General features: G+C 61.0%; 23 protein-coding genes, 1 pseudogene and 1 riboswitch. Of the genes and pseudogenes, 13 read left to right on the forward strand and 11 right to left on the reverse strand.

Annotated features, from left to right (window positions below; genetic code table 11):
* Nucleotides 1-52: 52 nt before the first annotated feature.
* Nucleotides 53-955, forward strand: a complete 903-nt coding sequence (locus ACKJSM_RS25205) for a TIGR01777 family oxidoreductase (RefSeq protein WP_410239194.1) — start codon at nucleotides 53-55, stop codon at nucleotides 953-955.
* 13 nt (nucleotides 956-968) lie between these two features.
* Entirely contained in the window at nucleotides 969-1994 is a 1026-nt protein-coding gene (hemH, locus tag ACKJSM_RS25210; RefSeq protein ID WP_410239195.1) for a ferrochelatase, read from the forward strand.
* Between the two features lie 97 nt (nucleotides 1995-2091).
* Here the strand turns inward: hemH and ACKJSM_RS25215 are convergent, their stop codons facing one another.
* Together ACKJSM_RS25215 and upp are read right to left on the reverse strand one after the other, a co-directional pair.
* A complete protein-coding gene (locus tag ACKJSM_RS25215; protein WP_039766305.1) occupies nucleotides 2092-3366 on the reverse strand; it encodes a uracil-xanthine permease family protein in 1275 nt (424 codons plus the stop codon).
* 2 nt (nucleotides 3367-3368) lie between these two features.
* Nucleotides 3369-4007 carry a uracil phosphoribosyltransferase gene (gene upp / locus ACKJSM_RS25220; protein WP_011335903.1) on the reverse strand — a complete coding sequence of 213 codons (639 nt, stop codon included), beginning with the start codon at nucleotides 4005-4007 and terminating at the stop codon, nucleotides 3369-3371.
* A gap of 165 nt (nucleotides 4008-4172) precedes the next feature.
* On the opposite strand from upp, the gene ACKJSM_RS25225 reads away from it, so the two are divergent.
* The 3 genes from ACKJSM_RS25225 to ACKJSM_RS25235 all read left to right on the forward strand — a co-directional run bounded on the left by ACKJSM_RS25225 (nucleotide 4173) and on the right by ACKJSM_RS25235 (nucleotide 5648).
* The gene (locus ACKJSM_RS25225) at nucleotides 4173-4730 is read left to right on the forward strand and encodes a hypoxanthine-guanine phosphoribosyltransferase (RefSeq protein WP_236182221.1); all 558 of its coding nucleotides are present in this window, start codon (nucleotides 4173-4175) and stop codon (nucleotides 4728-4730) included.
* Nucleotides 4731-4817: 87 nt separating this feature from the next.
* Nucleotides 4818-5297 (forward strand): hypothetical protein, encoded by a 480-nt coding sequence (locus tag ACKJSM_RS25230; RefSeq protein ID WP_410239196.1) that lies wholly within the window; start codon nucleotides 4818-4820, stop codon nucleotides 5295-5297.
* A 63-nt stretch (nucleotides 5298-5360) separates the two neighbouring features.
* The gene (locus tag ACKJSM_RS25235; protein WP_410239197.1) at nucleotides 5361-5648 is read left to right on the forward strand and encodes a PA4642 family protein; all 288 of its coding nucleotides are present in this window, start codon (nucleotides 5361-5363) and stop codon (nucleotides 5646-5648) included.
* A gap of 75 nt (nucleotides 5649-5723) precedes the next feature.
* On the opposite strand, the gene mqo is transcribed toward ACKJSM_RS25235, so the two are convergent.
* Both mqo and ACKJSM_RS25245 read right to left on the reverse strand, forming a co-directional pair.
* A complete protein-coding gene (gene mqo / locus ACKJSM_RS25240) occupies nucleotides 5724-7232 on the reverse strand; it encodes a malate dehydrogenase (quinone) (protein ID WP_236182218.1) in 1509 nt (502 codons plus the stop codon).
* A gap of 699 nt (nucleotides 7233-7931) precedes the next feature.
* Nucleotides 7932-8165 carry a hypothetical protein gene (locus tag ACKJSM_RS25245; RefSeq protein ID WP_039766297.1) on the reverse strand — a complete coding sequence of 78 codons (234 nt, stop codon included), beginning with the start codon at nucleotides 8163-8165 and terminating at the stop codon, nucleotides 7932-7934.
* 190 nt (nucleotides 8166-8355) lie between these two features.
* On the opposite strand from ACKJSM_RS25245, the gene ACKJSM_RS25250 reads away from it, so the two are divergent.
* Entirely contained in the window at nucleotides 8356-8940 is a 585-nt protein-coding gene (locus ACKJSM_RS25250; RefSeq protein ID WP_236182217.1) for a YajG family lipoprotein, read from the forward strand.
* Nucleotides 8941-8997: 57 nt separating this feature from the next.
* Here ACKJSM_RS25250 and ACKJSM_RS25255 read toward each other — a convergent pair whose 3' ends face one another.
* Entirely contained in the window at nucleotides 8998-9204 is a 207-nt protein-coding gene (locus ACKJSM_RS25255) for a hypothetical protein (RefSeq protein ID WP_039766399.1), read from the reverse strand.
* Nucleotides 9205-9397: 193 nt separating this feature from the next.
* On the opposite strand from ACKJSM_RS25255, the gene ACKJSM_RS25260 reads away from it, so the two are divergent.
* Nucleotides 9398-9676 carry a hypothetical protein gene (locus ACKJSM_RS25260; RefSeq protein ID WP_007951673.1) on the forward strand — a complete coding sequence of 93 codons (279 nt, stop codon included), beginning with the start codon at nucleotides 9398-9400 and terminating at the stop codon, nucleotides 9674-9676.
* A gap of 49 nt (nucleotides 9677-9725) precedes the next feature.
* Here ACKJSM_RS25260 and ACKJSM_RS25265 read toward each other — a convergent pair whose 3' ends face one another.
* Nucleotides 9726-10889 carry a 1-acyl-sn-glycerol-3-phosphate acyltransferase gene (locus ACKJSM_RS25265; RefSeq protein ID WP_236182216.1) on the reverse strand — a complete coding sequence of 388 codons (1164 nt, stop codon included), beginning with the start codon at nucleotides 10887-10889 and terminating at the stop codon, nucleotides 9726-9728.
* A 142-nt stretch (nucleotides 10890-11031) separates the two neighbouring features.
* On the opposite strand from ACKJSM_RS25265, the gene ACKJSM_RS25270 reads away from it, so the two are divergent.
* From ACKJSM_RS25270 to ACKJSM_RS25280, 3 genes are read left to right on the forward strand one after another with little or no spacing between them, the layout of a single operon-like run.
* Nucleotides 11032-11214: a CPXCG motif-containing cysteine-rich protein gene (locus ACKJSM_RS25270; RefSeq protein ID WP_011335896.1), complete on the forward strand. Its 183-nt coding sequence runs from the start codon at nucleotides 11032-11034 to the stop codon at nucleotides 11212-11214.
* 9 nt (nucleotides 11215-11223) lie between these two features.
* Nucleotides 11224-11484, forward strand: coding sequence for a putative signal transducing protein (locus tag ACKJSM_RS25275; RefSeq protein ID WP_236182215.1), 261 nt, complete (start codon nucleotides 11224-11226; stop codon nucleotides 11482-11484).
* Between the two features lie 36 nt (nucleotides 11485-11520).
* Complete coding sequence (locus ACKJSM_RS25280; protein WP_236182214.1) at nucleotides 11521-12144, forward strand: SOS response-associated peptidase; 624 nt, start codon at nucleotides 11521-11523, stop codon at nucleotides 12142-12144.
* Between the two features lie 48 nt (nucleotides 12145-12192).
* Here the strand turns inward: ACKJSM_RS25280 and ACKJSM_RS25285 are convergent, their stop codons facing one another.
* Nucleotides 12193-13035 (reverse strand): methyl-accepting chemotaxis protein, encoded by an 843-nt coding sequence (locus ACKJSM_RS25285; protein ID WP_371850996.1) that lies wholly within the window; start codon nucleotides 13033-13035, stop codon nucleotides 12193-12195.
* A 15-nt stretch (nucleotides 13036-13050) separates the two neighbouring features.
* Nucleotides 13051-14334, reverse strand: a pseudogene (locus ACKJSM_RS25290) (HAMP domain-containing protein); the annotation flags it as partial.
* Nucleotides 14335-14587: 253 nt separating this feature from the next.
* Between ACKJSM_RS25290 and ACKJSM_RS25295 the strand changes: the two are divergent.
* Nucleotides 14588-15406, forward strand: coding sequence for a M48 family metallopeptidase (locus ACKJSM_RS25295; RefSeq protein WP_192562371.1), 819 nt, complete (start codon nucleotides 14588-14590; stop codon nucleotides 15404-15406).
* A gap of 44 nt (nucleotides 15407-15450) precedes the next feature.
* Here ACKJSM_RS25295 and ACKJSM_RS25300 read toward each other — a convergent pair whose 3' ends face one another.
* The 3 genes from ACKJSM_RS25300 to ACKJSM_RS25310 all read right to left on the reverse strand — a co-directional run bounded on the left by ACKJSM_RS25300 (nucleotide 15451) and on the right by ACKJSM_RS25310 (nucleotide 18295).
* Complete coding sequence (locus ACKJSM_RS25300; protein WP_007956837.1) at nucleotides 15451-16035, reverse strand: TMEM165/GDT1 family protein; 585 nt, start codon at nucleotides 16033-16035, stop codon at nucleotides 15451-15453.
* A gap of 88 nt (nucleotides 16036-16123) precedes the next feature.
* Nucleotides 16124-16246: riboswitch (yybP-ykoY riboswitch) on the reverse strand.
* A gap of 51 nt (nucleotides 16247-16297) precedes the next feature.
* Nucleotides 16298-17296 (reverse strand): class I SAM-dependent methyltransferase, encoded by a 999-nt coding sequence (locus ACKJSM_RS25305; protein ID WP_339490229.1) that lies wholly within the window; start codon nucleotides 17294-17296, stop codon nucleotides 16298-16300.
* 33 nt (nucleotides 17297-17329) lie between these two features.
* Nucleotides 17330-18295, reverse strand: coding sequence for a 2-hydroxyacid dehydrogenase (locus ACKJSM_RS25310; RefSeq protein WP_410239198.1), 966 nt, complete (start codon nucleotides 18293-18295; stop codon nucleotides 17330-17332).
* Between the two features lie 91 nt (nucleotides 18296-18386).
* On the opposite strand from ACKJSM_RS25310, the gene ACKJSM_RS25315 reads away from it, so the two are divergent.
* Complete coding sequence (locus ACKJSM_RS25315) at nucleotides 18387-19016, forward strand: LysE family translocator (RefSeq protein ID WP_007956831.1); 630 nt, start codon at nucleotides 18387-18389, stop codon at nucleotides 19014-19016.
* A 156-nt stretch (nucleotides 19017-19172) separates the two neighbouring features.
* Nucleotides 19173-20855 carry a fatty acid--CoA ligase gene (locus ACKJSM_RS25320; RefSeq protein ID WP_410239199.1) on the forward strand — a complete coding sequence of 561 codons (1683 nt, stop codon included), beginning with the start codon at nucleotides 19173-19175 and terminating at the stop codon, nucleotides 20853-20855.
* Nucleotides 20856-20985: the final 130 nt, after the last annotated feature.

Below are 20985 nucleotides of genomic sequence, written 5' to 3' on the forward strand. Positions count from 1 at the left end.
TTTATAAAAATAGACTAGTGATCGGGGTAAAACGCCACGCGAGGAAGAAGTCATGCAGATATTGCTGACCGGCGGTACTGGGTTGATCGGACGTCAGCTTTGCCGGTACTGGTCCGGACAAGGGCATCGCCTGACGGTCTGGAGCCGCCGTCCGGAGAAAGTTGCGCAAATCTGTGGCGCCCAGGTGCGTGGCGTCGCGCGTCTGGAGGACCTTGGCGACGAACCGGTCGACGTGATCGTCAACCTGGCCGGCGCGCCGATTGCCGACCGGCCGTGGACCCATCGGCGCAAGGCGCTGTTGTGGAGTAGCCGGATCACACTGACCGAATCGCTGCTGGCATGGCTGGAAAAGCGCGGGCAGAAACCGTCGCTGCTGATCTCGGGCTCGGCCGTGGGTTGGTACGGTGACGGTGGCGAACGTGAGTTGACCGAGGACTCGCCGCCGGTGATCGACGATTTCGCCAGCCAGTTGTGCATCGCCTGGGAGGAAACCGCGCAACGCGCCGAAGCGATGGACATTCGCGTGGTGCTGGTGCGCACCGGCCTGGTGCTGTCGGCCGAGGGCGGCTTTTTGTCGCGCCTGCTGCTGCCGTTCAAGCTCGGGCTGGGCGGGCCTTTGGGCAACGGTCGGCAGTGGATGCCGTGGATTCATATCGATGACCAAATCGCCCTGATTGATTTTCTTCTGCACCGCAATCAGGCGAGCGGTCCTTATAATGCGTGCGCGCCGAAACCGGTGCGCAATCGCGAATTCGCCAGGACGCTGGGCAGCGTGTTGCACCGCCCGGCGTTCATGCCGATGCCGGCGCTCGCCTTGAAGGTCGGGCTCGGCGAGATGTCATTGCTGTTGCTGGGAGGCCAACGGGCCACGCCCAAACGCTTGCTGGAAGCGGGATTCACTTTCCGGTTCACGGATTTACGCGCGGCCCTGGACGATCTGTCCAGCCGCCTCTGAAATAGGACGTTGCATGACCGATCACGCCTTGCTTCTGGTCAACCTGGGCTCGCCGGCCTCCACTTCGGTGGCCGACGTGCGCCGCTATCTCAATCAATTCCTGATGGACCCGTACGTGATCGACCTGCCGTGGCCGCTGCGGCGTCTGCTGGTGTCGCTGATCCTGATCAAGCGCCCGGAGCAGTCGGCCCATGCCTACGCCTCGATCTGGTGGGACGAAGGGTCGCCGCTGGTGGTGCTCAGTCGTCGCCTGCAACAGCAGATGAAGGCGCAGTGGACCCACGGCCCGGTGGAACTGGCCATGCGTTACGGTGAGCCGTCGATTGAGACAAGTCTGATGAAGCTGGTAGCGGCGGGGCACAAACGCATTACCCTCGCGCCGCTTTATCCACAGTTCGCCGACAGCACCACCACCACGGTGATTGAAGAAGCCAAGCGGGTGGTACGCGAAAAGAAACTCAATGTGCAACTGTCGGTGTTGCAGCCGTTCTACGATCAGCCGGAGTACCTCGACGCTCTGGTGGCGAGCGCCAAGCCGCACTTGCAGCAGGATTACGATCACCTGTTGCTGAGCTTCCATGGTTTGCCCGAGCGGCACCTGACCAAGCTCGACCCGACCGGCAATCATTGCTTCAAGAATGAAGATTGCTGCAGGAACGCTTCGGCTGCCGTCCTGGCCACCTGTTATCGCGCCCAATGCCTGCGCACCGCGGCGTTGTTCGCTGAGCGCATGGGGCTGGCGGACGGCAAGTGGTCGGTGTCGTTTCAATCGCGTCTGGGCCGGGCGAAATGGATCGAGCCCTACACTGAAGCGCGGCTGGATGAGCTGGCCAAAAGCGGCGTGAAGAAGATTCTGGTGATGTGCCCGGCGTTTGTTGCCGATTGCATCGAGACGCTGGAAGAGATCGGCGATCGCGGCAAGGAACAGTTCCGCGAGGCGGGGGGCGAAGAGCTGGTGCTGGTGCCGTGCCTGAATGACGACCCGCAATGGGCGAAGGCGTTGGCAACGCTTTGTGAACGGGCGCCGTTGGCCCTCTGAAAGCGTCGCCAGCAGGCTGGCTTTGATCGTTCCCACGCAGAGCGTGGGAACGATCAGTGTGGGTTGATCCGCGTGGGAACGATCTTGAAGCTAAGGCTTAGATCAGCGGCTCATCCGCCTTCTTCTGCTTCCAGCCGTCATTGCCCGGCAGCAGCAGGTTCAGCGCAATCGCCACCACCGCGCACAGCGCGATGCCTTTGAGACCGAAGTCGTCGGGACCGGTGCCGGTGCCGACCAGCACACCGCCGATACCGAACACCAGGGTTACCGAGACGATCACCAGATTGCGCGCCTCGCCCAGATCGATCTTGTGACGGATCAGGGTGTTCATCCCCACCGCCGCGATTGAACCGAACAGCAGGCACAGAATCCCGCCCATCACCGGCACCGGAATGCTTTGCAGCAGGGCGCCGAACTTGCCGATGAACGCCAGGCTGATGGCGAAGATCGCCGCCCAGGTCATGATTTTCGGGTTGTAGTTCTTGGTCAGCATCACCGCGCCGGTCACTTCCGCGTAGGTGGTGTTGGGCGGACCGCCGAACAGACCGGCTGCGGTGGTGGCGATGCCGTCACCGAGCAGGGTGCGATGCAGGCCCGGCTTCTTCAGGTAGTCGCGACCGGTCACGCTGCCGACCGCAATCACGCCGCCGATGTGCTCGATGGCCGGGGCCAGCGCTACCGGAACGATGAACAGGATCGCCTGCCAGTTGAACTCCGGTGCGGTGAAGGCCGGCAGGGCAAACCACGGTGCCGCGGCAATCTTTGCGGTGTCGACCACGCCGAAGTAGAAGGACAGGGCAAAGCCCACCAGCACGCCGGAAATGATCGGCACCAGACGGAAAATGCCCTTGCCGAACACCGCCACGATCAACGTGGTCAGCAGCGCCGGCATCGAGATCATCATCGCGGTCTGGTAATGGATCAGCTCCGAACCGTCGCCGGCCTTGCCCATCGCCATGTTCGCGGCAATCGGCGCCATGGCCAGGCCGATGGAGATAATCACAGGGCCGATCACCACCGGCGGCAGCAGACGGTCAATGAACCCGGTGCCTTTGATCTTCACGGCAAGACCGAGGAAGGTGTAGACGAAACCGGCCGCCATCACGCCGCCCATGGTCGCCGCCAGGCCGAACTGGCCCTTGGCGAGAATGATCGGGGTAATGAAGGCGAAGCTCGACGCCAGGAACACCGGCACCTGACGCCCGGTGACGATCTGGAACAGTATCGTGCCCAGACCTGCGGTAAACAGTGCCACGTTCGGGTCCAGGCCCGTGATCAGTGGCATCAGCACCAGGGCGCCGAAAGCCACGAACAGCATCTGTGCGCCGGACAGTACGGTGCGCCAGAGCGGATCGTTGAACTCTTGTTGCATGCTTAAGCGTCCTTCTGCTTGGTGCCGAAGATCTTGTCACCGGCATCGCCAAGCCCAGGAATGATGTAACCGTGCTCGTTGAGTTTCTGATCGATGGACGCGGTGTAAATGATCACGTCCGGGTGGGCCTGCTCGACAGCGGCAATGCCTTCCGGTGCGGCAACCAGCACCATCGCGCGGATGTCCTTGCAACCGGCCTTCTTCAGCAGGTCGATGGTCGCGACCATGGAGCTGCCGGTGGCGAGCATCGGGTCGATGATCATCGCCAGGCGCTCGTCGATTTCCGGAACCAGTTTTTCCAGATAGGTGTGGGCCTGCAAGGTTTCTTCGTTACGGGCAACGCCCACGGCGCTGACTTTTGCGCCCGGGATCAGGCTGAGCACGCCTTCGAGCATGCCGATGCCGGCGCGCAGGATCGGCACGACGGTAATCTTCTTGCCGGCGATTTTCTCGACCGACACAGTGCCGCACCAACCTTCGATATCGTAGGTTTCCAGCGGCAGGTCTTTGGTCGCTTCATAGGTCAACAGGGCACCGACTTCCTGAGCGAGCTCACGGAAATTCTTGGTGCTGATGTCTGCACGGCGCATAAGGCCAAGTTTGTGACGGATCAGCGGATGGCGGATCTCTTGGATGGACATGGGGAAAGGCTCCGGCGGCGGGCAAAAAAACCGGCCTAGATTAATCTATCCGAGGGTGATGTCCTATAGGACATACAGTACGTTAGTCCACAAATGCTTGATTCGGCCCCGGTTGATGCGTACCTTTGCCCGCTTTTCCGAAATCCGTCCCCCCTGGAGAGCGCCATGTCCGCTGATCTCGAGCATATCCGTCAAATCATGCGAGAGGCTGACTGCCTGTACACCGAAGCTGAAGTCGAGGCTGCCATTGCCCGCGTCGGTGCACAAATCAACGAACAACTGGCCGACAGCAACCCGGTGGTGTTCTGCGTGATGAACGGTGGCCTGATCTTCTCCGGCAAACTGCTGACTCATTTGCAGTTCCCGCTGGAAGCGTCCTACCTGCACGCCACCCGCTATCGCAACGAAACCAGCGGCGGCGACCTGTTCTGGAAAGCCAAGCCGGAAGTCTCGTTCATCGACCGCGACGTGCTGATCATCGACGACATCCTCGACGAAGGTCACACCCTCGGCGCGATCATCGACTTCTGCCGTCACGCTGGCGCGCGCAAAGTGCACACTGCCGTGCTGATCGACAAGGAGCACGACCGCAAGGCTCGTCCTGATCTGAAAGCCGACTTCGTCGGTCTGCCGTGCATCGACCGTTACATCTTCGGTTACGGCATGGACTACAAAGGCTACTGGCGCAACGCCAACGGGATCTTCGCCGTCAAAGGCATGTAAGCCCCCCCTGAAAGATCGCAGCCCCAGGCTGCGATCTTTTGCTTTAAAGGCTGCTAAAGTGCTCGGCCCCGTCCCCCGGAGCCTGTCATGAGCCTCTTGATCCGCAGCTGCGCCGCTCTGTTGCTGACCCTCAGCCTGCCCCTGTCCGCCGCTCCGATGCACAGTCAATTCCTGCCGCCGGACGATCTGACCCTGCGCGATACCGAACCCGAGCAGCAGCAACTGTTGCAGGTCACCGATTATTCAGTGGTGGTGGGGGCCCAGCGTCAGTCCAATCAGCAGCCGATTCCGGTCACCTCTTCGTTGATGATCCGCCTCAAAGGCAAACCCCTGAACAAGGGGGCGTCGATCAATCAGGTGCTGGTCAACTTCGATGGCGAAAGCAAAAGCCTGAAAAAACCGGCGTATGACGCCAAGAGCAAAACCCTGACGCTCTATTACCCGCTGCCCCAGTACCGGGTGGTGATCGATCTGTTGCGCAATGGCACCGTGTATTGCCAGTTCCTGACCTACGCCAACGGCCATATCTGGGCCGATTTGCACACCGGCAGCACGCGCTCGCGTTGAGCCTTGTGCCCGCGCAGGGGTAAACTGCCCGCCCCGTGAAATGTCTGCGAGCTGGAGTCGGCAATGCGTAAAGATAAGAAGCAAGTGATTGGTGACGAGATCGGCGATGAGCAGATCAAGCTGTTCCTCGATTTTGAGCCGGTCGACGCCACTTCGCCGTCGCTGCACAAACTGGTCAAGGCTTACCGTGGCCTGCGCATCGACGATTTCGAGCGTTTCCTGACGTTCTTCGTTGCCGCCGGTTATGACGTGGACGGCAAGGACGAGCACGGCAAGACCTTCGTCGACCTGATCCGCGATCAACGCAACGCTGCGGAATACATCGAGCTGATCGAGAAAGCCCGCGGCTGATAGCCCGAAGTTTTCCACAGGCATAAAAAAACGCCCCGCACTCATCGAGTGCGGGGCGTTTTTCATGGGGCCGAATCAGGCGTAGCTTTCGGTCTCGTTGCTGGCTTCAACCAGTTCCAGCGCGACGTTGTTCTGCGTGTTGATCTTGCGATACAGCGCAGCGTCGGTTTCCAGGACCTTTTCACGGGCCGGGAAAATTTCCGCCAGTTTGGCAGCCCACTCACCCTTGGCCTTGGCCGGGAAGCACTTCTCGATCAGTTCCAGCATGATCGAAACGGTCACCGAAGCACCTGGCGAAGCGCCGAGCAGGGCGGCGAGGGAGCCGTCCTTCGCGGCCACCAGTTCGGTGCCGAACTGCAGGATGCCGCCTTTTTTCGGGTCTTTCTTGATGATCTGCACCCGTTGGCCGGCCACTTCCAGGCGCCAGTCTTCGGCTTTCGCCTCGGGGTAGAAACGGCGCAGGGATTCCAGACGCTGTTCCATCGACTGCATCACTTCGCTGACCAGGTACTTGGTCAGGTCCATGTTGTTTTTTGCCACGGCCAGCATCGGCCCGATGTTGCCGGCGCGAACCGACAGCGGCAGGTCCATGAAGGAGCCGTGCTTGAGGAACTTGGTGGTGAAACCGGCGTATGGCCCGAACAGCAGGGATTTCTTGCCGTCGACGACGCGGGTGTCCAGGTGCGGCACGGACATCGGTGGCGAACCCACGGCCGCCTGGCTGTAAACCTTGGCCTGGTGATGCTTGACCACGTCCGGGTTGTCGCAACGCAGCCACTGGCCGCTGATCGGGAAGCCGCCGAAGCCTTTGCTTTCTTCGATGCCCGAGGCTTGCAGCAGCGGCAGGGCCGCGCCACCGGCGCCGAGGAACACGAACTTGGCGTCGACTTCACGGCTGCTGCCGCTGTTGACGTCCTTGATGCTGACGGTCCAGCCATTGCCGTTACGCTTGAGGCCGGTCACGCGCTTGCAGTACTTGACCTGGGCATCGGGTGCGCTGGTCAGGTGCTTGAGCAACTGATTGGTCAGGGCGCCGAAGTTGACGTCGGTGCCGTTGATCACGCGGGTGGCGGCGAGCACCTGGTCTTTTGGACGACCCGGCATCATCAGTGGCATCCACTCGGCCATCTTCGCCTTGTCTTCGGTGTATTCCATGTCGGCGAAGGCGTGGTGCTTGTGCAGCACGTTGAAGCGTTCCTTGAGGAACGACACGCCTTTCTCGCCCTCGACGTAACTCAGGTGCGGCACCGGACTGATGAAGGATTTGCACGAGCCGAACGTGCCTTTTTTGGTCAGGTACGACCAGAACTGCTTCGACACCTCGAACTGGGTGTTGATGTGCACGGCTTTCTTGATGTCGACGGTGCCGTCGGCAGCCTGCGGCGTGTAGTTCAGCTCGCACAGGCCGGCGTGGCCGGTACCGGCGTTGTTCCAGGGGTTGGAACTCTCGGCGGCACCGGAATCCATCAGCTCGACGACTTCCAGCTTGATCGCCGGGTCGAGTTCCTTGAGCAGTACTGCGAGGGTGGCACTCATGATGCCGGCCCCAACCAGAACTACGTCGACTGCTTCGTTATGCGCCATTTAACGCGTCTCCAAAATCTGCAGCACCAAATTGTCGGCATGGCTGCCAGGCGTCCAGGGCAGGTCAGTTGAGCCCCGGTATCCTTGGTCAGGTGTGCCATGTCCGAATCTTCGCAATTTTTCGCAACTTCGACGGATGCGTGCGGCCTGGCTTCAAGAGTCCCATGAACTCATTTCGGCACGGGGCTGGCAATTCGACTTATGGTCGAGACATCCGTTCGTGCAACCAAATCCGTAGCGGACAGGCTTCAGGCTCCGGTAGTCGAGGCGTTCCCGTTCCTGTGTCGTTGGGCTGTTTCAGACGCTAATGGTGCATGTTCAGACGCAAAACTATTCATTTGCTCGCCACACTCTTGTGAAGTTGTGAAAACCCGTTTTTTTCACGCTCTTTTGAAGACGTGAACCTCAAAAAGGGCTGTCCGGGGCTGGCACCGTGCCCGGAGGGGCAAACTACTCAGTGGCCGAGCGTCATGACAGCTCTGCAGATTCGCGAAAAGCGGGATTTGCCAGGGAAACAGCAAGCACGCCAGCTTCACTCGATCTGTGTGGGCGGCTCTCTGTGGGCGATTTGGATGCCAATGCAAGCGCATTGACGCTGTTGCGGGGCCCGATCAGGAGACGTCCTTATAATCGGGGGGAGATTGTATCGAAGAAATGCGCGGAGTTGGTCGAGATTAATGACTTTTATTAGGCATCCGGTCAGATGCTCAACATTGCCTGAGCGCGTGCGCGTGGGCGCTGCTGTTCGACCCGGGCGCTGGCGGGCAGTGGCTGGTGCAGCCAGTTGAGACGGATTTCCTCGATTTCCACCCAGCCGTCACCCATCGGTTGCAGGCTGCATTGCTTGAAGGCCTGGCAATGGCCGTTGCGGTCGAGCAGGGCAAAGCTGCGGTGCAGCGGGCGGGGGGCGAACAACGAGATCAGATAGCGCATGACAGTGCTCCTTTTGGGAATCTGTGAGGAAGATTGTCAAAGGGGCGTGACGCGCACGTGTACGGGGGGTGAAGAATGTGTGACAGGAACCGCTGGCGGCGGGTTTTGTCTGAGATTTCAGTGCTGGTGACCCACAGTGGCCCACCGCTATACTGCCGGCCTGTCTGTGCCTGATTCTGGAGAGAAGAGCATGTTGCAACGCCTGTTGTTCGGTTTGATCACTGTGACCAGTTTGACCCTGGTTGGCTGCGCCCACAGCCCGCAACAACTGAGCCCGGAACCGAAGCTGACCACTCAGCTGGCACCGGTCGGCCATGGCCAGCCTGTCGTGGTTCGCGTGGTTGACGGTCGTCCGTCACCAACCCTCGGCACCCGTGGCGGCCTGTACCCGGAAACCAGCGCCATCACCGTGCAGCGCGAGCAGATCCTGCCGAAGTTGCAGGCCCAGGCCGAAGCGGCCGTACGTCTGCTGGGCTTCACCCCGTCCAGCGGTGCGATGAATGCTCCACAACTGACCGTGACCCTGACTGAGCTGAAATACCAGTCGCCGAAAGAAGGCATGTACGTGACCGAGGCCACCATCGGCGCGACCTTCCGCTCCGACGTGCAGAGCGGCAACCGTCGCTACAGCGGCCGTTACGGCGCCTCGCTGGACCAGCGTTTCGGCATGGCGCCGAACCAGGAAACCAACACCAAACTGGTCAGCGATGTGCTGAGCGATGCGTTGACCCGTCTGTTCAAGGATCCGTCCATAGGCCAGATCCTCGCCGAATAAGCCATGCACCAGATGTGAAAAAGCCCGGAGCCAGTGATGGCCCCGGGCTTTTTTCGTTCAGGCGGCCTGAGAATAGAAGTCGAGGACGCTGACGCCGGTCAGCAGGTCGGTCTCGGGCAAGTCCGCGTGCTGGTGCCCGCCGAGGGCGCAATACACCAGCCAGTGACGGTCCTGAACATTGAAGGCCAGGCTGCCGACGAGGGTTTGCTGCTCGTCGGACGGGGAGATGAGGTACAGGCGATCCTGGTTTTCAGCGTGAAGCATGTCGCGTTCCGTGTCGGTTTCGAGGCGCGCAGGGTGACTGAAACAAATGACGATGCCGTGACACAGGACAGCCATCGGTCGATTGATGGGTTATTTGTCGTAAAGACTGGGGTTGGCGGGGAGGGTTCCGGTAGAATCCGCGCCGCGGTCGTCGATCTGGCGCTCGCCATACCGGTCTAGATTGAGGTCTGTGATGTCGCTGCACTTGATGACGCTGTTTACCGCCCATCCCGCCAAGCTGATCAACCTGCTGGCCCTGCTGTTGGCCTTCCCCGGCAGTTGGCTGCTGCACGCGACCCGTCGCCGTGAACAACGGGCGATGGCCAGTATCGCGGCCCAGCGCCAAAGTCAGCCGAATCAGGAACCGGTGCTCGATTGGGCGACCCTGCGCATGAACCGCTTCTTCTACCGCTTCGGTTTTGCCTGCCTGGGGCTGGCGTTGCTGGTGTCCTGGATCAGTACCCGCTTCTGAACGAAGAACGGCGCCCGAAGGCGCCGTTCTTGTATCTGGCCAAAACCGCTTACAGCGGCAAGCCAGCCTTGACCCGGTACTGATTGCGCACTGGCGTCGCATATTGCAGCACCAGATACGGACGATGCTCTTGCGGGCAAGCGTCCAGACGGCTCTGCCACTCTTCTTGGGCCTTGGCCAGTTCCTCGGCACCGAACACGTCGGCAGCCTTCGGCACGTTCAACTGCGGATCGGCATCGGCCCACTGCGCATACGCCAGGTAATGCACCGGGAACAACCGGTAGCCGCCGAGAATCTGCTTGTCCATCTCGACCGCCAATTGCTTGGTGTCCTCGAACAGCTCGGTGATCGGCGCAGCGAAGTTCACGTGCACCCGGCCCTTGTAGCCGGTGATGCCCTTGGCGATGCTCACGTCATCCTCGCCCGGCGCCTTGCTGTAGGTGCCGGTGGTGGCGCGGATGTACAGCTCACGGGCCTTGGCCTGGTCGCACGGGTCGTATTCGTAGCTGATCGACACCGGAGTCAGGTTCAGCGACTGGATGACCTCGCCGAACGGCTCGTCCTTGCGGCTCATGTGGAACATCTTGAGGATCGCCGACTCGGTACGATCGTCGCCGTCCTTGGCCCGACCTTCGGCCTGGGCGATCCAGATCGAGGCGCAATCATTGCGGATCGAGTGGTTGATGTAGGCCGACAGCAATTGATACGCCGCCATTTTCTCGCGGCGCCCGGTGATCGAACGGTGCACGATGAAGCTCTTGTTCAAGCGCATCAGGTCGCTGACGAACGGCTTTTGCAGCAGGTTGTCGCCAATCGCGATACGCGGCGTCGGCAGGCCGGCGTGGTACACGGCGTAATTGACGAAGGCCGGGTCCATCACGATGTCGCGGTGGTTGGCGATGAACAGGTAGGCGCTGCCGGACTTGAATTGTTCGACACCGGTGTAGGTCACGCCATCGGTGGCGCGCTCGATGGTGTGGTCGACGTAGAACTCGACCTTGTCCTGCAAAGTGGCCACGGAGGTCACGTCGGCAAACTCACGACGCAGCCGATGGGCTATAAGGGGTTTGAGCATCCAGCCGAAGGCACCGGCAAAACGCGGGAAGCGGAAGTGGGTGAGGATATCTAGAAACGCCTTGTCGCCGAGCAGTCGCGCCAGTACCGCAGGTACTTCGCTGTCGTCGTAAGGTCGGATGGCATCGAATTCGCCCATCATGCTCTCTTGTTGGAAACGGCTAGGGTAAGTAAAGGTTTTGATCGAAAACCAACGGGGCACGGTCTGAAAAAGTAGCCAGACAAAAATAGCCCTGCAAATAGACCGGCGATTATACGCACAAGTCACCCGGGAGACCGCGATGCTGGAAAGCGCAGTATATGAATGTCCGTATTGTGGTGAAGAGGTCGAGACGACCGTGGATCTCTCCGCTGGCGACCAGACCTATATTGAAGACTGTCAGGTCTGTTGTCGGCCGATCACCTTTGTGTTGCAGGTCCATGGAGAGGACTGGTTTCTGGAAGTCTTCAGCGAAAACGAGTGAGGCGCGGCCATGCAGCGAATCTACGAGCCGGAAAACCTGATGGAGGGCGAGATGCTCAAGGGCATGCTCGCCAGCGAGGGCATCGAGGCGCATCTGGTCGGGCGCGATTTGCTGGGCGGTACGGGGGAGTTGCCGATTTTCGGCCTGTTGGGCCTGTCGGTCGATAACGACCAGGCCGAATACGCCCGCGAGCTGATCCGTGCGTACAATGCCGCGCTGCCGCTGCCCGGCGATGAACCGGATGGCTATCCCGGGACGCTGGTCTGTTAGGCTGGCGTTCGTTTTATTTGTGAGTCGTGCTGCCCCATGTGTGGACGTTATGCCCTGTTTCGCTGGAACCGCGATTTTGCGAGCCTGCCAGGTTTTCCTGCCGATCAGCAGGCGCAGTGGAACATTTCCCCCAACGATTCGGTGTTGATGCTGCGCGCCGAACCCGACGGCCAGCGCACGCTGGCCCGTGCGCGTTGGGGGCTGACGCCGCCGTGGCTGACCGACCTGTCACGTACCCCGGCCCACGCCCGGGCCGAAACCGTCGCCGAGCAGCCGATGTTCCGTGAAGCCCTGCGTCTGCGTCGCTGCCTGCTGCCGGCCAACGGCTTCTACGAGTGGCGCGGCACCACGCGCAAACGCCCGTACTGGCTGACGCCGGGGGAGGGTTCTTCGTTGTTTTTTGCGGCGATCTGGGAAGCGTATCCGGTGCAGGAGCAAGTCTGGCTGAGTACGGCGGTAATAACACAACCGGCCGCCAGTCAGCGCCGGCCGTTGATTCTCGATGAGGCGGGGCAGGCGGCGTGGCTTGATCCTGAAACGCCGCTGCACGTCCTGCAGGGTTTGCTCGCCAGCGAGCCTGCCGCCTTGCGCGAGCGGGTGCTGGCGAACCTGGTCAATGATCCGAAACTCAATGGGCCGGAGTGTTTGACCCCGGCCTGACCCTGCAGTGATCGTTCCCGCGCCGAGCATGGGAACGATCACTGTCGGCTAGACCTTGAACTGATTGATCAACCGCCGCTGCTGCTCCGCCAGCTTGGTCAGATCGGCACTGGCCGAACTCGATTCATCCGCACCGCCGGCCACCTCATTCGCCACCTGACCGATGTTGATCACGTTGCGGTTGATGTCGTCGGCCACCGCGCTCTGTTCTTCGGCGGCGCTGGCGATCTGTGTGTTCATGTCATTGATCACCGAAACCGCCTGAGTAATCGTTTCCAGTGCTTCGGCGGCCTTCGCCGCGTGCTGCACACTTTCGTCGGTGCGGTTCTGGCTGTCCTCCATGACCCGCACCACATCGCGAGTGCCCTGTTGCAGTTGCTGGATCATGCTCTGGATTTCTTCGGTGGCCTTCTGGGTTTTCTGCGCCAGGTTGCGCACTTCGTCGGCCACCACGGCAAACCCGCGACCCTGCTCACCGGCACGCGCCGCTTCAATCGCCGCGTTGAGGGCCAGCAGGTTGGTCTGCTCGGCGATCCCGCGAATGGCGATGAGGATCGCGTTGATGTTTTCGCTGTCCTTGGCCAGTGTCTGCACCACGTCCACGGCCTTGCCGATTTCCACGGCCAGCACGCCAATCGAGTTGGAGGTGTCGCGCACGATCTGCATGCCCTGACTGGCCGCCTGATCGGCGTGGCTGGCGGCTTGTGCCGCCTGGGTCGCATTGCGCGCCACGTCTTGTGCGGTGGCGGTCATTTCCTGCACAGCGGTGGCCACCTGATCGATCTCGGCCATCTGTTTCTGAATGCCGATATTGGTACGGATCGCGATGTCCGCCGTGTGCTCCGAGGAATCGCTGACGCTCTGCACCGACGACACCACCTGCGTGATCATCCCCTGCAGCTTGGCGAGGAAAGTATTGAAGCCTTTGGCGATTGAACCGAGTTCGTCCTTGCGGTCACTGCTCAAACGACGGGTCAGGTCACCTTCGCCCTGGGCGATGTCATCGAGCATGGTCACCATTTGTTTGAGCGGACGGGCGATGCCGTGGCCCACCAGCCAGATCACCAGCAAGCCGAGACCGGCAATGATCAGACCGACCATGGCCATGCCGAAGGTGTCGGACTTGCGCTGGGCGTCGAGGTCGCCTTGCAGCTTTTGCAGATCCGCCATCACCGCGTCGAGCGGCAGTTGCAGCATCAGGGTCCAGCGCGCCTCGGTCTGGCCGATACCGAACGGCAGGTACAGCTCGATCCGGCCTTGCTCTTTATTGACGGTGTAAGTCACTTCGCCGCGCTTGAGACTGGCCATGTTGGCAATCTGCTGGGCGTCGAGGATATCGCTGACCTTCTCGCCGAATTTGCTCGGATCCTTGGTGTAGGCAACGATCCGGCCATTGCTGCCGATCAGGGCCATCTGTCCGGCGCCGCTGTAGAGTTTCTGGTTCGCAGCCAGGAGCATTTCCTGGATGAAGTTCACCGACAGGTCGGCGCCGACGATGCCCTGGAAGGCGCCGTTGAGCATGATCGGTTCAATGAAGGAGGCGAGCATGACGATCTTGTCGCCGACCTTGTACGGGGCCGGATCGATCACGCAGGATTTCTTGGTTTCTTTCGAGCACAGATAGTACTCGCTGGCGCGCACGCCGGTGGACAGGACTTTCTGGTCGTCGACGTCCACCAGTTTGTCCAGGCCCAGGGTGCCGTCGTCATTGCGAAACCACCACGGCAGGAAGCGGCCGTTGCCAGGGTCGATGCCGACAACCTGGGTGCCGACGTAGGCCGCGTCATTATGATCCAGCGCATTTTTTTCCCAGCCGATGTAGGTGCCGAGAATCTTCGGGTTCTTCTCGACGTTTTCCTTGATCAGGCTGATCAGTTGCTCACGGCTTACGGTCAGGCGTGGCTGGCCGTCGGTGCCCGGTGTGCCGAGCAGGGCGTTGACGCGTACCAGTCCGCCGGCAATCAACAGTGGTGCTTCCAGCTCGCGCTGGATCTGGCTGACCTGGGTCTGCGCCAGCGAGGTCAGGCGTTGTTCGATGACTTGTTCGAACTGGGCCTGGGTCCGTTGCTGGACCATCTCCTGGGTGCGGGCACCGGAGAACAGCGCATACAGCACCAGCGCGGCAACTACGCTGAGCACGATGGCGCCGGCCAGGGCGGCCACGGAAAACTGGATCGACTTGAACTTCATGGGAGCTCCGCACGCGAGAGGACGTCTGCGCTGTTGTATCGGCAGCCACTATTGCGCCATGAGGCGAAGTGAATCTGAATGTCGCAAATGGATCAGTGGGCGCCGCAGTGGCAGTGCGCTTGGAGGTGGATATGAATTTTTTCCTACAGGTCAGAAGCGTGTCTTCTGAAAACAGGTGCAACACGTCCGTTGTATCTGGCGTCGATACCATTACCCGCCTAGGATACGCGGCAGGTTTTCAGGGAGCTTTTGAATGAACAAGACATTGGTTGTAAGTGCACTGAGCGCAGCGTTGTTGCTGGCCGGTTGTCAGTCGGTCAACACCACCAGTGGCGGTGCCGTGGGCGTGGAACGCAAGCAGTACATGTTCAGCATGCTGTCCTCGCAAGAGGTCGACCAGATGTATGCCCAGTCCTATCAGAAGACCGTGGGCGAGGCGTCCAGCAAAGGCGTGCTGGACAAGACCAGCAACGATGCCAAGCGTGTTCAGGCGATTGCCAACCGCTTGATTGCCCAGGCACCGAACTTTCGTCCGGACGCTGCGCAGTGGAAATGGGAAGTGAACCTGATCAAGAGCGACGAGCTCAATGCCAACTGCGGTCCTGGCGGCAAGATCATTTTCTATACCGGGCTGATCGACAGTCTGAAACTCACCGACGATGAAATCGCTGCGGTTATGGGCCATGAGATTGCTCACGCCCTGCGTGAGCATGGTCGTGAGGCCATGTCCAAGGCCTATGGCATTGAAATGGCCAAGCAGGGTGCCGGTGCGTTGCTCGGTCTGGGCCAGGACAGTCTGGCGCTGGCCGACACCGTGGCCAACTACGGCATGACCTTGCCCAACAGCCGCGCCAACGAGAACGAAGCCGACCTGATCGGTCTGGAGCTGGCTGCGCGCGCCGGGTATAACCCGAATGCCGCCATCACCCTGTGGAACAAGATGAGCAAGGCCTCTGAAGGTGCGCCACCGGAGTTCATGAGCACTCACCCATCTTCCAGCAGTCGCACGGCTGCCTTGCAGGCGGCGATTCCGAAGGTCATGCCGCTTTACGAGAAAGCGCCCAAGTCCTGAAGCAATGATCGCTCCCCCACTGAGTGGGGGAGCGATCTGCCGGATCAAACCCAGCCGCTGCTCTGCATTGCCTTGTACACCGCGACGATCGCCAGGATCAGGAACGCCGAGGCGGCCAGTCGACGGATCAGGGTCAGCGGCAGTTTCTCCGCCGCAAAATTACCCGCCAGTACCACCGGCACGTTGGCGATCAGCATGCCCGCCGTCGTACCGATGATCACCAGCCACAGCTCCGGATATTGCGCTGCCAGCATCACCGTAGCGATCTGGGTCTTGTCACCGATTTCCGCCAGGAAGAACGCGATCAGGGTGGTCAGGAATGGCCCGAACTTGCGGGCGGTGCTGGCTTCGTCGTCATCCATCTTGTCCGGCACCAGCGTCCACAGGGCGGTGGCGGCAAAACTCGCGGCGAGGATCCAGTGCAGGACCGAATCAGAGAAGAAACTGCCGAACCAGGCGCCGACCGCACCGGCTGCCGCGTGGTTGGCCAGAGTCGCAGCGACGATACCGGCGATGATCGGCCAGGGTTTGCGAAAGCGAGCGGCGAGAATCAGCGCGAGCAGTTGCGTCTTGTCGCCGATTTCGGCCAAGGCAACGATTGCGGTGGGAACGAGTAACGAGTCCAGCATCAGGATTTCCTAAGGGGCGGGTCGACACGGCTATGACACGTACAGCCTTCCCGCCCCGGGTAAGGTGTGCGTGTCATAGGTCTTGTCAAACCCTGCGATCCGTCTGCTGCGGACGCTTGGGTCGCATACGCCATGATCTGAGGATCAAGTATGTTGACGTATGCCGGACGAGCATGGCGCTCGTGGGAGACTACTCCCCTAGGACGGAGCGGATTCTGCCTAGGCAAATCCGATTGAGCAAGCCTCTTTTTTAAAAGAAGTTTCAGCCGCGCTTGGCCCGGTAAATCCGGAATCCGTTGCCTTCGGCCTTAATGGCACAGACCCCGAGATGCTCTTCGATCAACGGTTGATACTTCAGGAAACTGTTGGCAACCAAGCGAAGTTCACCGCCGTTTTTCAGATGTTTGGCCGCTTTTCGCAGCAAGTTCTCGGTAGCGAAATAATCGGTGTGCACGCCGACATGGAACGGCGGGTTGCTCAGGATCGCGTTCAATCCCATCGGCGCGGCATCGATTCCATCACCGGTCAGCACCTCGGCTTCCAGACCATTGGCCGCCAGGGTCAACCGGCTGCTGGCGGCCGCGAACGCATCAACGTCGAGCAACGTGACCTGATTGTGCGGGTAACGGCGCTTGACCGCCGCGCCGAGCACGCCGGCGCCGCAACCGAAATCCAGCAAATGACCGCTCGGCAGTTTGTCCAGGTGTTCCAGCAGCAGGGCGCTGCCGCGATCCAGTCGGCCGTGGCTGAACACGCCCGGCAGGCTGATGACTTTCAACGGGCCTTCGGCCAGCGGCAGTTCGTAGGTCTGTGCCAGGCTTTCCAGCGGTTTGGCTTCGGGAGCGTTGGCCACGGTCACTTGCCACAGCTGGCAATGCCGCGCGCTGTCGAGCTTGCGCGGCTTGCCGAACGGGTTGAGCTGTTTGGAGGCGCCTTCGATACCGCTGCGTTTTTCCCCGACCAGATACACCTCACGCCCGGCCAGGCGCGAAGCCACGGCATTGAGGAGGTAATCGGTCAGGTCCTTGGCTTTTGGCAGAAACACCACGGCGTTGGTGAATTCGCGTTCCGGAACGTTCACGCCAAAATGGCTGCGGCCTTCGAAGCGCGCATCCAGCGCAGCCTGATCGCCGGCGTGCCAGCACCAGCCAAACGCCTCGGGCAGGCGCCCCAAAAGATCATCGGCAGGCAAACCGGCCAGCAACACCGAACCCTGGAATAACTCGGCCTGACGAAGCAGTACTTCACTGCGCGGATCCATAACTGCTCCTGTGAAAAAAAGTCCCGCAGTTTATCAACTGACGACCCGCAGCGCCTTACCGCTGTAGAACGCCTGGGTGTTTTCCACCAGTTGGCCGACGATGCGCTGCCGCGCTTCGCGGCTGCCCCAGGCATTGTGCGGGGTGACGATCAGGCGCGGGATGTCGGCGGCCAGCAGCGGATTGCCTTGGGTCGGCGGCTCGACGCTCAGCACGTCGGTGGCGGCACCGCCCAGATGACCGCTGCGCAGGGCATCGGCCAGGGCCTGTTCGTCGATCAGCCCGCCACGGGCGGTGTTGACCACGAAGGCGCCGGGTTTCATTGAGGCGAGTTCGCGGGCGCCGATGAAATGCCGGGTATGTTCGTTGAGCGGGCAGTGCAGGGTGAGGGCGTCGATCTGCGGCAGCAACTCTTCCAGCGGCAGGCGATCCGCACGGGCAGGGCGCCCCGGAATCTGCCCCAGCAGTACGCGCATGCCGAAGGCTTCGGCCAGACGCGCGACTGCACCGCCCAATTCGCCGTGACCGAGCAGGCCAAGGGTTTTGCCTTCCAGTTCGACGATCGGGTAATCCAGCAGGCAGAACTGTTTCGCCTGCTGCCAGCGGCCTTCAGCGACAGCTTTCTGGTAGTCGGCCAGACGCGTGGCGAGGTTGAGCAGCAGCATGATCGTGTGCTGCGCCACCGACGGCGTGCCGTAACCCTGGCAGTTGCATACGGTGATGCCGTGGGCGCGTGCGGCGGCCAGATCGACGTTGTTGGTGCCGGTGGCGGTGATCAGGATCAGCTTCAGCTGTGGGTTGGCGGCCATGGCGGCGGCGTCGATCAGGACTTTGTTGCTGATCGCCACGGTCGCACCCTGCAGGCGTTCGACCACCTGCGCAGGCAGCGTCTGGGCGAACAGTTGCAGATCACTGAAGCAATCACGCAAAGAGCTCAGATCGAGATCGCCAAGATCCAGCGAAGGGTGATCGAGGAATACGGCGCGGTGGACGTTCGTCATCAACTGTACCTGTCGTGCTTTGAAGGGAAGGCGTAATCTGCCGAGCCTACCAGATGAAACAACTCGTTACGCTTGGCCGAAAGGAGCCCCCATGTACTGGACCGAATTCTTGACCGTTGCCCTGATCCATCTGTTGGCCGTTGCCAGCCCCGGTCCTGATTTCGCCGTGGTGGTGCGTGAAAGCGTGACCCATGGTCGACGCGCCGGGACCTGGACGGCGCTGGGTGTGGGCACGGCGATTTTCCTGCACGTCGGCTATTCGCTGCTGGGGATCGGGCTGATCGTTTCCCAATCGATCGTGTTGTTCAACGCCCTGAAGTGGGCGGCGGCCGCGTACCTGCTGTATATCGGCTTCAAGGCCCTGCGCGCGCAACCGGCGAAAACCGTCACCGATGACCTGCACAAGGAAGCCGGCGAGCGCACCGCCCGTGGCGCGTTCACCTCGGGTTTCGTGACCAATGGTCTGAACCCGAAAGCCACGCTGTTCTTCCTGTCGCTGTTCACCGTGGTGATCAACCCGCATACCCCGCTGACAGTCCAGGCCGGTTACGGCATTTATCTCGCCGTCGCGACCGCCACCTGGTTCTGCCTGGTAGCGATGTTGTTCAGCCAGCAGCGCGTGCGCGCCGGTTTCGCCCGCATGGGCCACTGGTTCGACCGCACCATGGGCGCTGTACTGATCGCGATTGGCGTGAAACTCGCGTTCACCGAGATGCATTGATCCTGCGGTGACGTAACGGATTCCGGCAAATGCTGGCTCAAAGCTAGCATTTGTACGGCTCTGCAAATCATTCCTTTGGCTGATTTGGCTGACGTCTAACGGTTCTAGAGTACGAAACTCCAACGCCAACACCGTGCAGTCAGAAAAGGGATTCTTATGTTGCAGACTCGCGTTATTCCGCCCGCCGAAGGGGCGTACCAGTATCCACTGCTGATTAAACGGCTGCTGATGTCCGGTGCCCGTTACGAGAAAACCCGCGAGATCATCTACCGTGACCAGCTGCGTTACAGCTACCCGACCCTGATCGAGCGTGTCGCGCGGCTGGCCAACGTGCTGACGGCGGCCGGGGTCAAGGCCGGTGACACCGTGGCGGTGATGGACTGGGACAGCCATCGCTACCTGGAGTGCATGTTTGCGATTCCGATGATCGGCGCGGTGATCCACACCATCAACGTGCGCCTGTCGCCGGAACAGATTCTCTACACCATGAACCACGCCGAGGACCGCTTTGTGCTGGTCAACAGCGAGTTCGTCGGGTTGTACCAGGCCATCGCGCCGCACCTGACCACGGTGGACAAAACCCTGCTGCTGACCGATCTGCCGGAAAAAACCGCCGATCTGCCGAATCTGGTCGGTGAGTACGAGCAACTGTTGGCGGCCGCGAGTCCGCAGTACGACTTTCAGGATTTCGACGAAAACTCGGTCGCCACCACGTTCTACACCACGGGCACCACCGGCAATCCGAAAGGCGTGTACTTCACCCATCGGCAACTGGTGCTGCACACCATGGGCGTGTCGACCATCATGGGCGCCATCGACAGCGTGCGTCTGCTGGGCACCAACGACGTGTACATGCCGATCACCCCGATGTTCCACGTGCATGCGTGGGGCCTGCCGTATGTGGCGACCATGCTCGGGCTCAAGCAGGTTTATCCGGGGCGCTACGATCCGGAGTTTCTGGTCGAGCTGTGGCGCAAGGAAAAGGTCACGTTCTCCCACTGTGTGCCGACCATCCTGCAGATGGTGCTCAACGCCAAGGGCGCCCAAGGCACCGATTTCGGCGGCTGGAAGATCGTCATCGGTGGCAGTGCGCTGAACCGCTCCCTGTATGAGGCAGCCAAGGCCCGGGGCATTCAGCTCACGGCAGCCTATGGCATGTCGGAAACCGGGCCACTGGTTTCGTGCGCGCATCTGAATGATGAGTTGATGGCGGGCACCGAAGACGAGCGCACCACCTACCGGATCAAGGCCGGCGTGCCAGGGCCACTGGTCGAAGCGGCGATCGTCGACACCGAGGGTAATTTCCTCCCGGCCGACGGCGAGACCCAGGGCGAACTGGTGCTGCGCGCACCGTGGCTGACCGAGGGCTACTTCAACGAACCGCAGAAGGGCGCCGAGCTGTGGGCGGGCGGCTGGCTGCACACCGGCGACGTCGCCACGCTCGACAGCATGGGCGTGATCGACATCCGTGACCGGATCAAGGACGTGATCAAGACCGGCGGCGAGTGGATCTCCTCGCTGGACCTTGAAGACCTGATCAGTCGCCACGTCGCGGTACGTGAAGTAGCAGTGGTGGGCATTGCCGATCCGCAGTGGGGCGAGCGTCCATTTGCCTTGCTGGTGGTCCGTGAAGGGCACACCATCGGGGCGCGCGAGCTCAAGGAACACCTCAAGCCATTCGTTGAATTGGGGCACTTGAGCAAGTGGGCGATCCCGAGCCAGATCGCGCTTGTTACTGAAATTCCCAAGACCAGTGTCGGCAAGCTCGACAAGAAGCGCATCCGCCTCGACATCACTGAATGGCAGGCCAACAACAGCACCTTCCTCTCGACGCTCTGAGCGTCCGCTGGCGCGCCGAAAACGGCGCGCCAGACCCACCAAGCAAGCGCTTGGCTTGTGAAATCCGAATTTTCAGCCATCCTTGCCATGCCGACATGTGTCGGACTGGCGAAAGGACTGTTCCAGAGTG

Source organism: Pseudomonas sp. PHC1 (genome assembly GCF_046487845.1).
Taxonomy (GTDB): domain Bacteria; phylum Pseudomonadota; class Gammaproteobacteria; order Pseudomonadales; family Pseudomonadaceae; genus Aquipseudomonas; species Aquipseudomonas sputi.

What these genes read in the sequence shown, in the direction of transcription:
- ACKJSM_RS25205 (WP_410239194.1), top strand. Translation starts at nt 53, where the DNA reads ATGCAGATATTGCTGACCGGCGGTACTGGGTTGATCGGACGTCAGCTT.
- hemH (WP_410239195.1), top strand. Translation starts at nt 969, where the DNA reads ATGACCGATCACGCCTTGCTTCTGGTCAACCTGGGCTCGCCGGCCTCC.
- ACKJSM_RS25215 (WP_039766305.1), bottom strand. Translation starts at nt 3,366, where the DNA reads ATGCAACAAGAGTTCAACGATCCGCTCTGGCGCACCGTACTGTCCGGC.
- upp (WP_011335903.1), bottom strand. Translation starts at nt 4,007, where the DNA reads ATGTCCATCCAAGAGATCCGCCATCCGCTGATCCGTCACAAACTTGGC.
- ACKJSM_RS25225 (WP_236182221.1), top strand. Translation starts at nt 4,173, where the DNA reads ATGTCCGCTGATCTCGAGCATATCCGTCAAATCATGCGAGAGGCTGAC.
- ACKJSM_RS25230 (WP_410239196.1), top strand. Translation starts at nt 4,818, where the DNA reads ATGAGCCTCTTGATCCGCAGCTGCGCCGCTCTGTTGCTGACCCTCAGC.
- ACKJSM_RS25235 (WP_410239197.1), top strand. Translation starts at nt 5,361, where the DNA reads ATGCGTAAAGATAAGAAGCAAGTGATTGGTGACGAGATCGGCGATGAG.
- mqo (WP_236182218.1), bottom strand. Translation starts at nt 7,232, where the DNA reads ATGGCGCATAACGAAGCAGTCGACGTAGTTCTGGTTGGGGCCGGCATC.
- ACKJSM_RS25245 (WP_039766297.1), bottom strand. Translation starts at nt 8,165, where the DNA reads ATGCGCTATCTGATCTCGTTGTTCGCCCCCCGCCCGCTGCACCGCAGC.
- ACKJSM_RS25250 (WP_236182217.1), top strand. Translation starts at nt 8,356, where the DNA reads ATGTTGCAACGCCTGTTGTTCGGTTTGATCACTGTGACCAGTTTGACC.
- ACKJSM_RS25255 (WP_039766399.1), bottom strand. Translation starts at nt 9,204, where the DNA reads ATGCTTCACGCTGAAAACCAGGATCGCCTGTACCTCATCTCCCCGTCC.
- ACKJSM_RS25260 (WP_007951673.1), top strand. Translation starts at nt 9,398, where the DNA reads ATGTCGCTGCACTTGATGACGCTGTTTACCGCCCATCCCGCCAAGCTG.
- ACKJSM_RS25265 (WP_236182216.1), bottom strand. Translation starts at nt 10,889, where the DNA reads ATGGGCGAATTCGATGCCATCCGACCTTACGACGACAGCGAAGTACCT.
- ACKJSM_RS25270 (WP_011335896.1), top strand. Translation starts at nt 11,032, where the DNA reads ATGCTGGAAAGCGCAGTATATGAATGTCCGTATTGTGGTGAAGAGGTC.
- ACKJSM_RS25275 (WP_236182215.1), top strand. Translation starts at nt 11,224, where the DNA reads ATGCAGCGAATCTACGAGCCGGAAAACCTGATGGAGGGCGAGATGCTC.
- ACKJSM_RS25280 (WP_236182214.1), top strand. Translation starts at nt 11,521, where the DNA reads ATGTGTGGACGTTATGCCCTGTTTCGCTGGAACCGCGATTTTGCGAGC.
- ACKJSM_RS25285 (WP_371850996.1), bottom strand. Translation starts at nt 13,035, where the DNA reads ATGATCACGCAGGTGGTGTCGTCGGTGCAGAGCGTCAGCGATTCCTCG.
- ACKJSM_RS25295 (WP_192562371.1), top strand. Translation starts at nt 14,588, where the DNA reads ATGAACAAGACATTGGTTGTAAGTGCACTGAGCGCAGCGTTGTTGCTG.
- ACKJSM_RS25300 (WP_007956837.1), bottom strand. Translation starts at nt 16,035, where the DNA reads ATGCTGGACTCGTTACTCGTTCCCACCGCAATCGTTGCCTTGGCCGAA.
- ACKJSM_RS25305 (WP_339490229.1), bottom strand. Translation starts at nt 17,296, where the DNA reads ATGGATCCGCGCAGTGAAGTACTGCTTCGTCAGGCCGAGTTATTCCAG.
- ACKJSM_RS25310 (WP_410239198.1), bottom strand. Translation starts at nt 18,295, where the DNA reads ATGACGAACGTCCACCGCGCCGTATTCCTCGATCACCCTTCGCTGGAT.
- ACKJSM_RS25315 (WP_007956831.1), top strand. Translation starts at nt 18,387, where the DNA reads ATGTACTGGACCGAATTCTTGACCGTTGCCCTGATCCATCTGTTGGCC.
- ACKJSM_RS25320 (WP_410239199.1), top strand. Translation starts at nt 19,173, where the DNA reads ATGTTGCAGACTCGCGTTATTCCGCCCGCCGAAGGGGCGTACCAGTAT.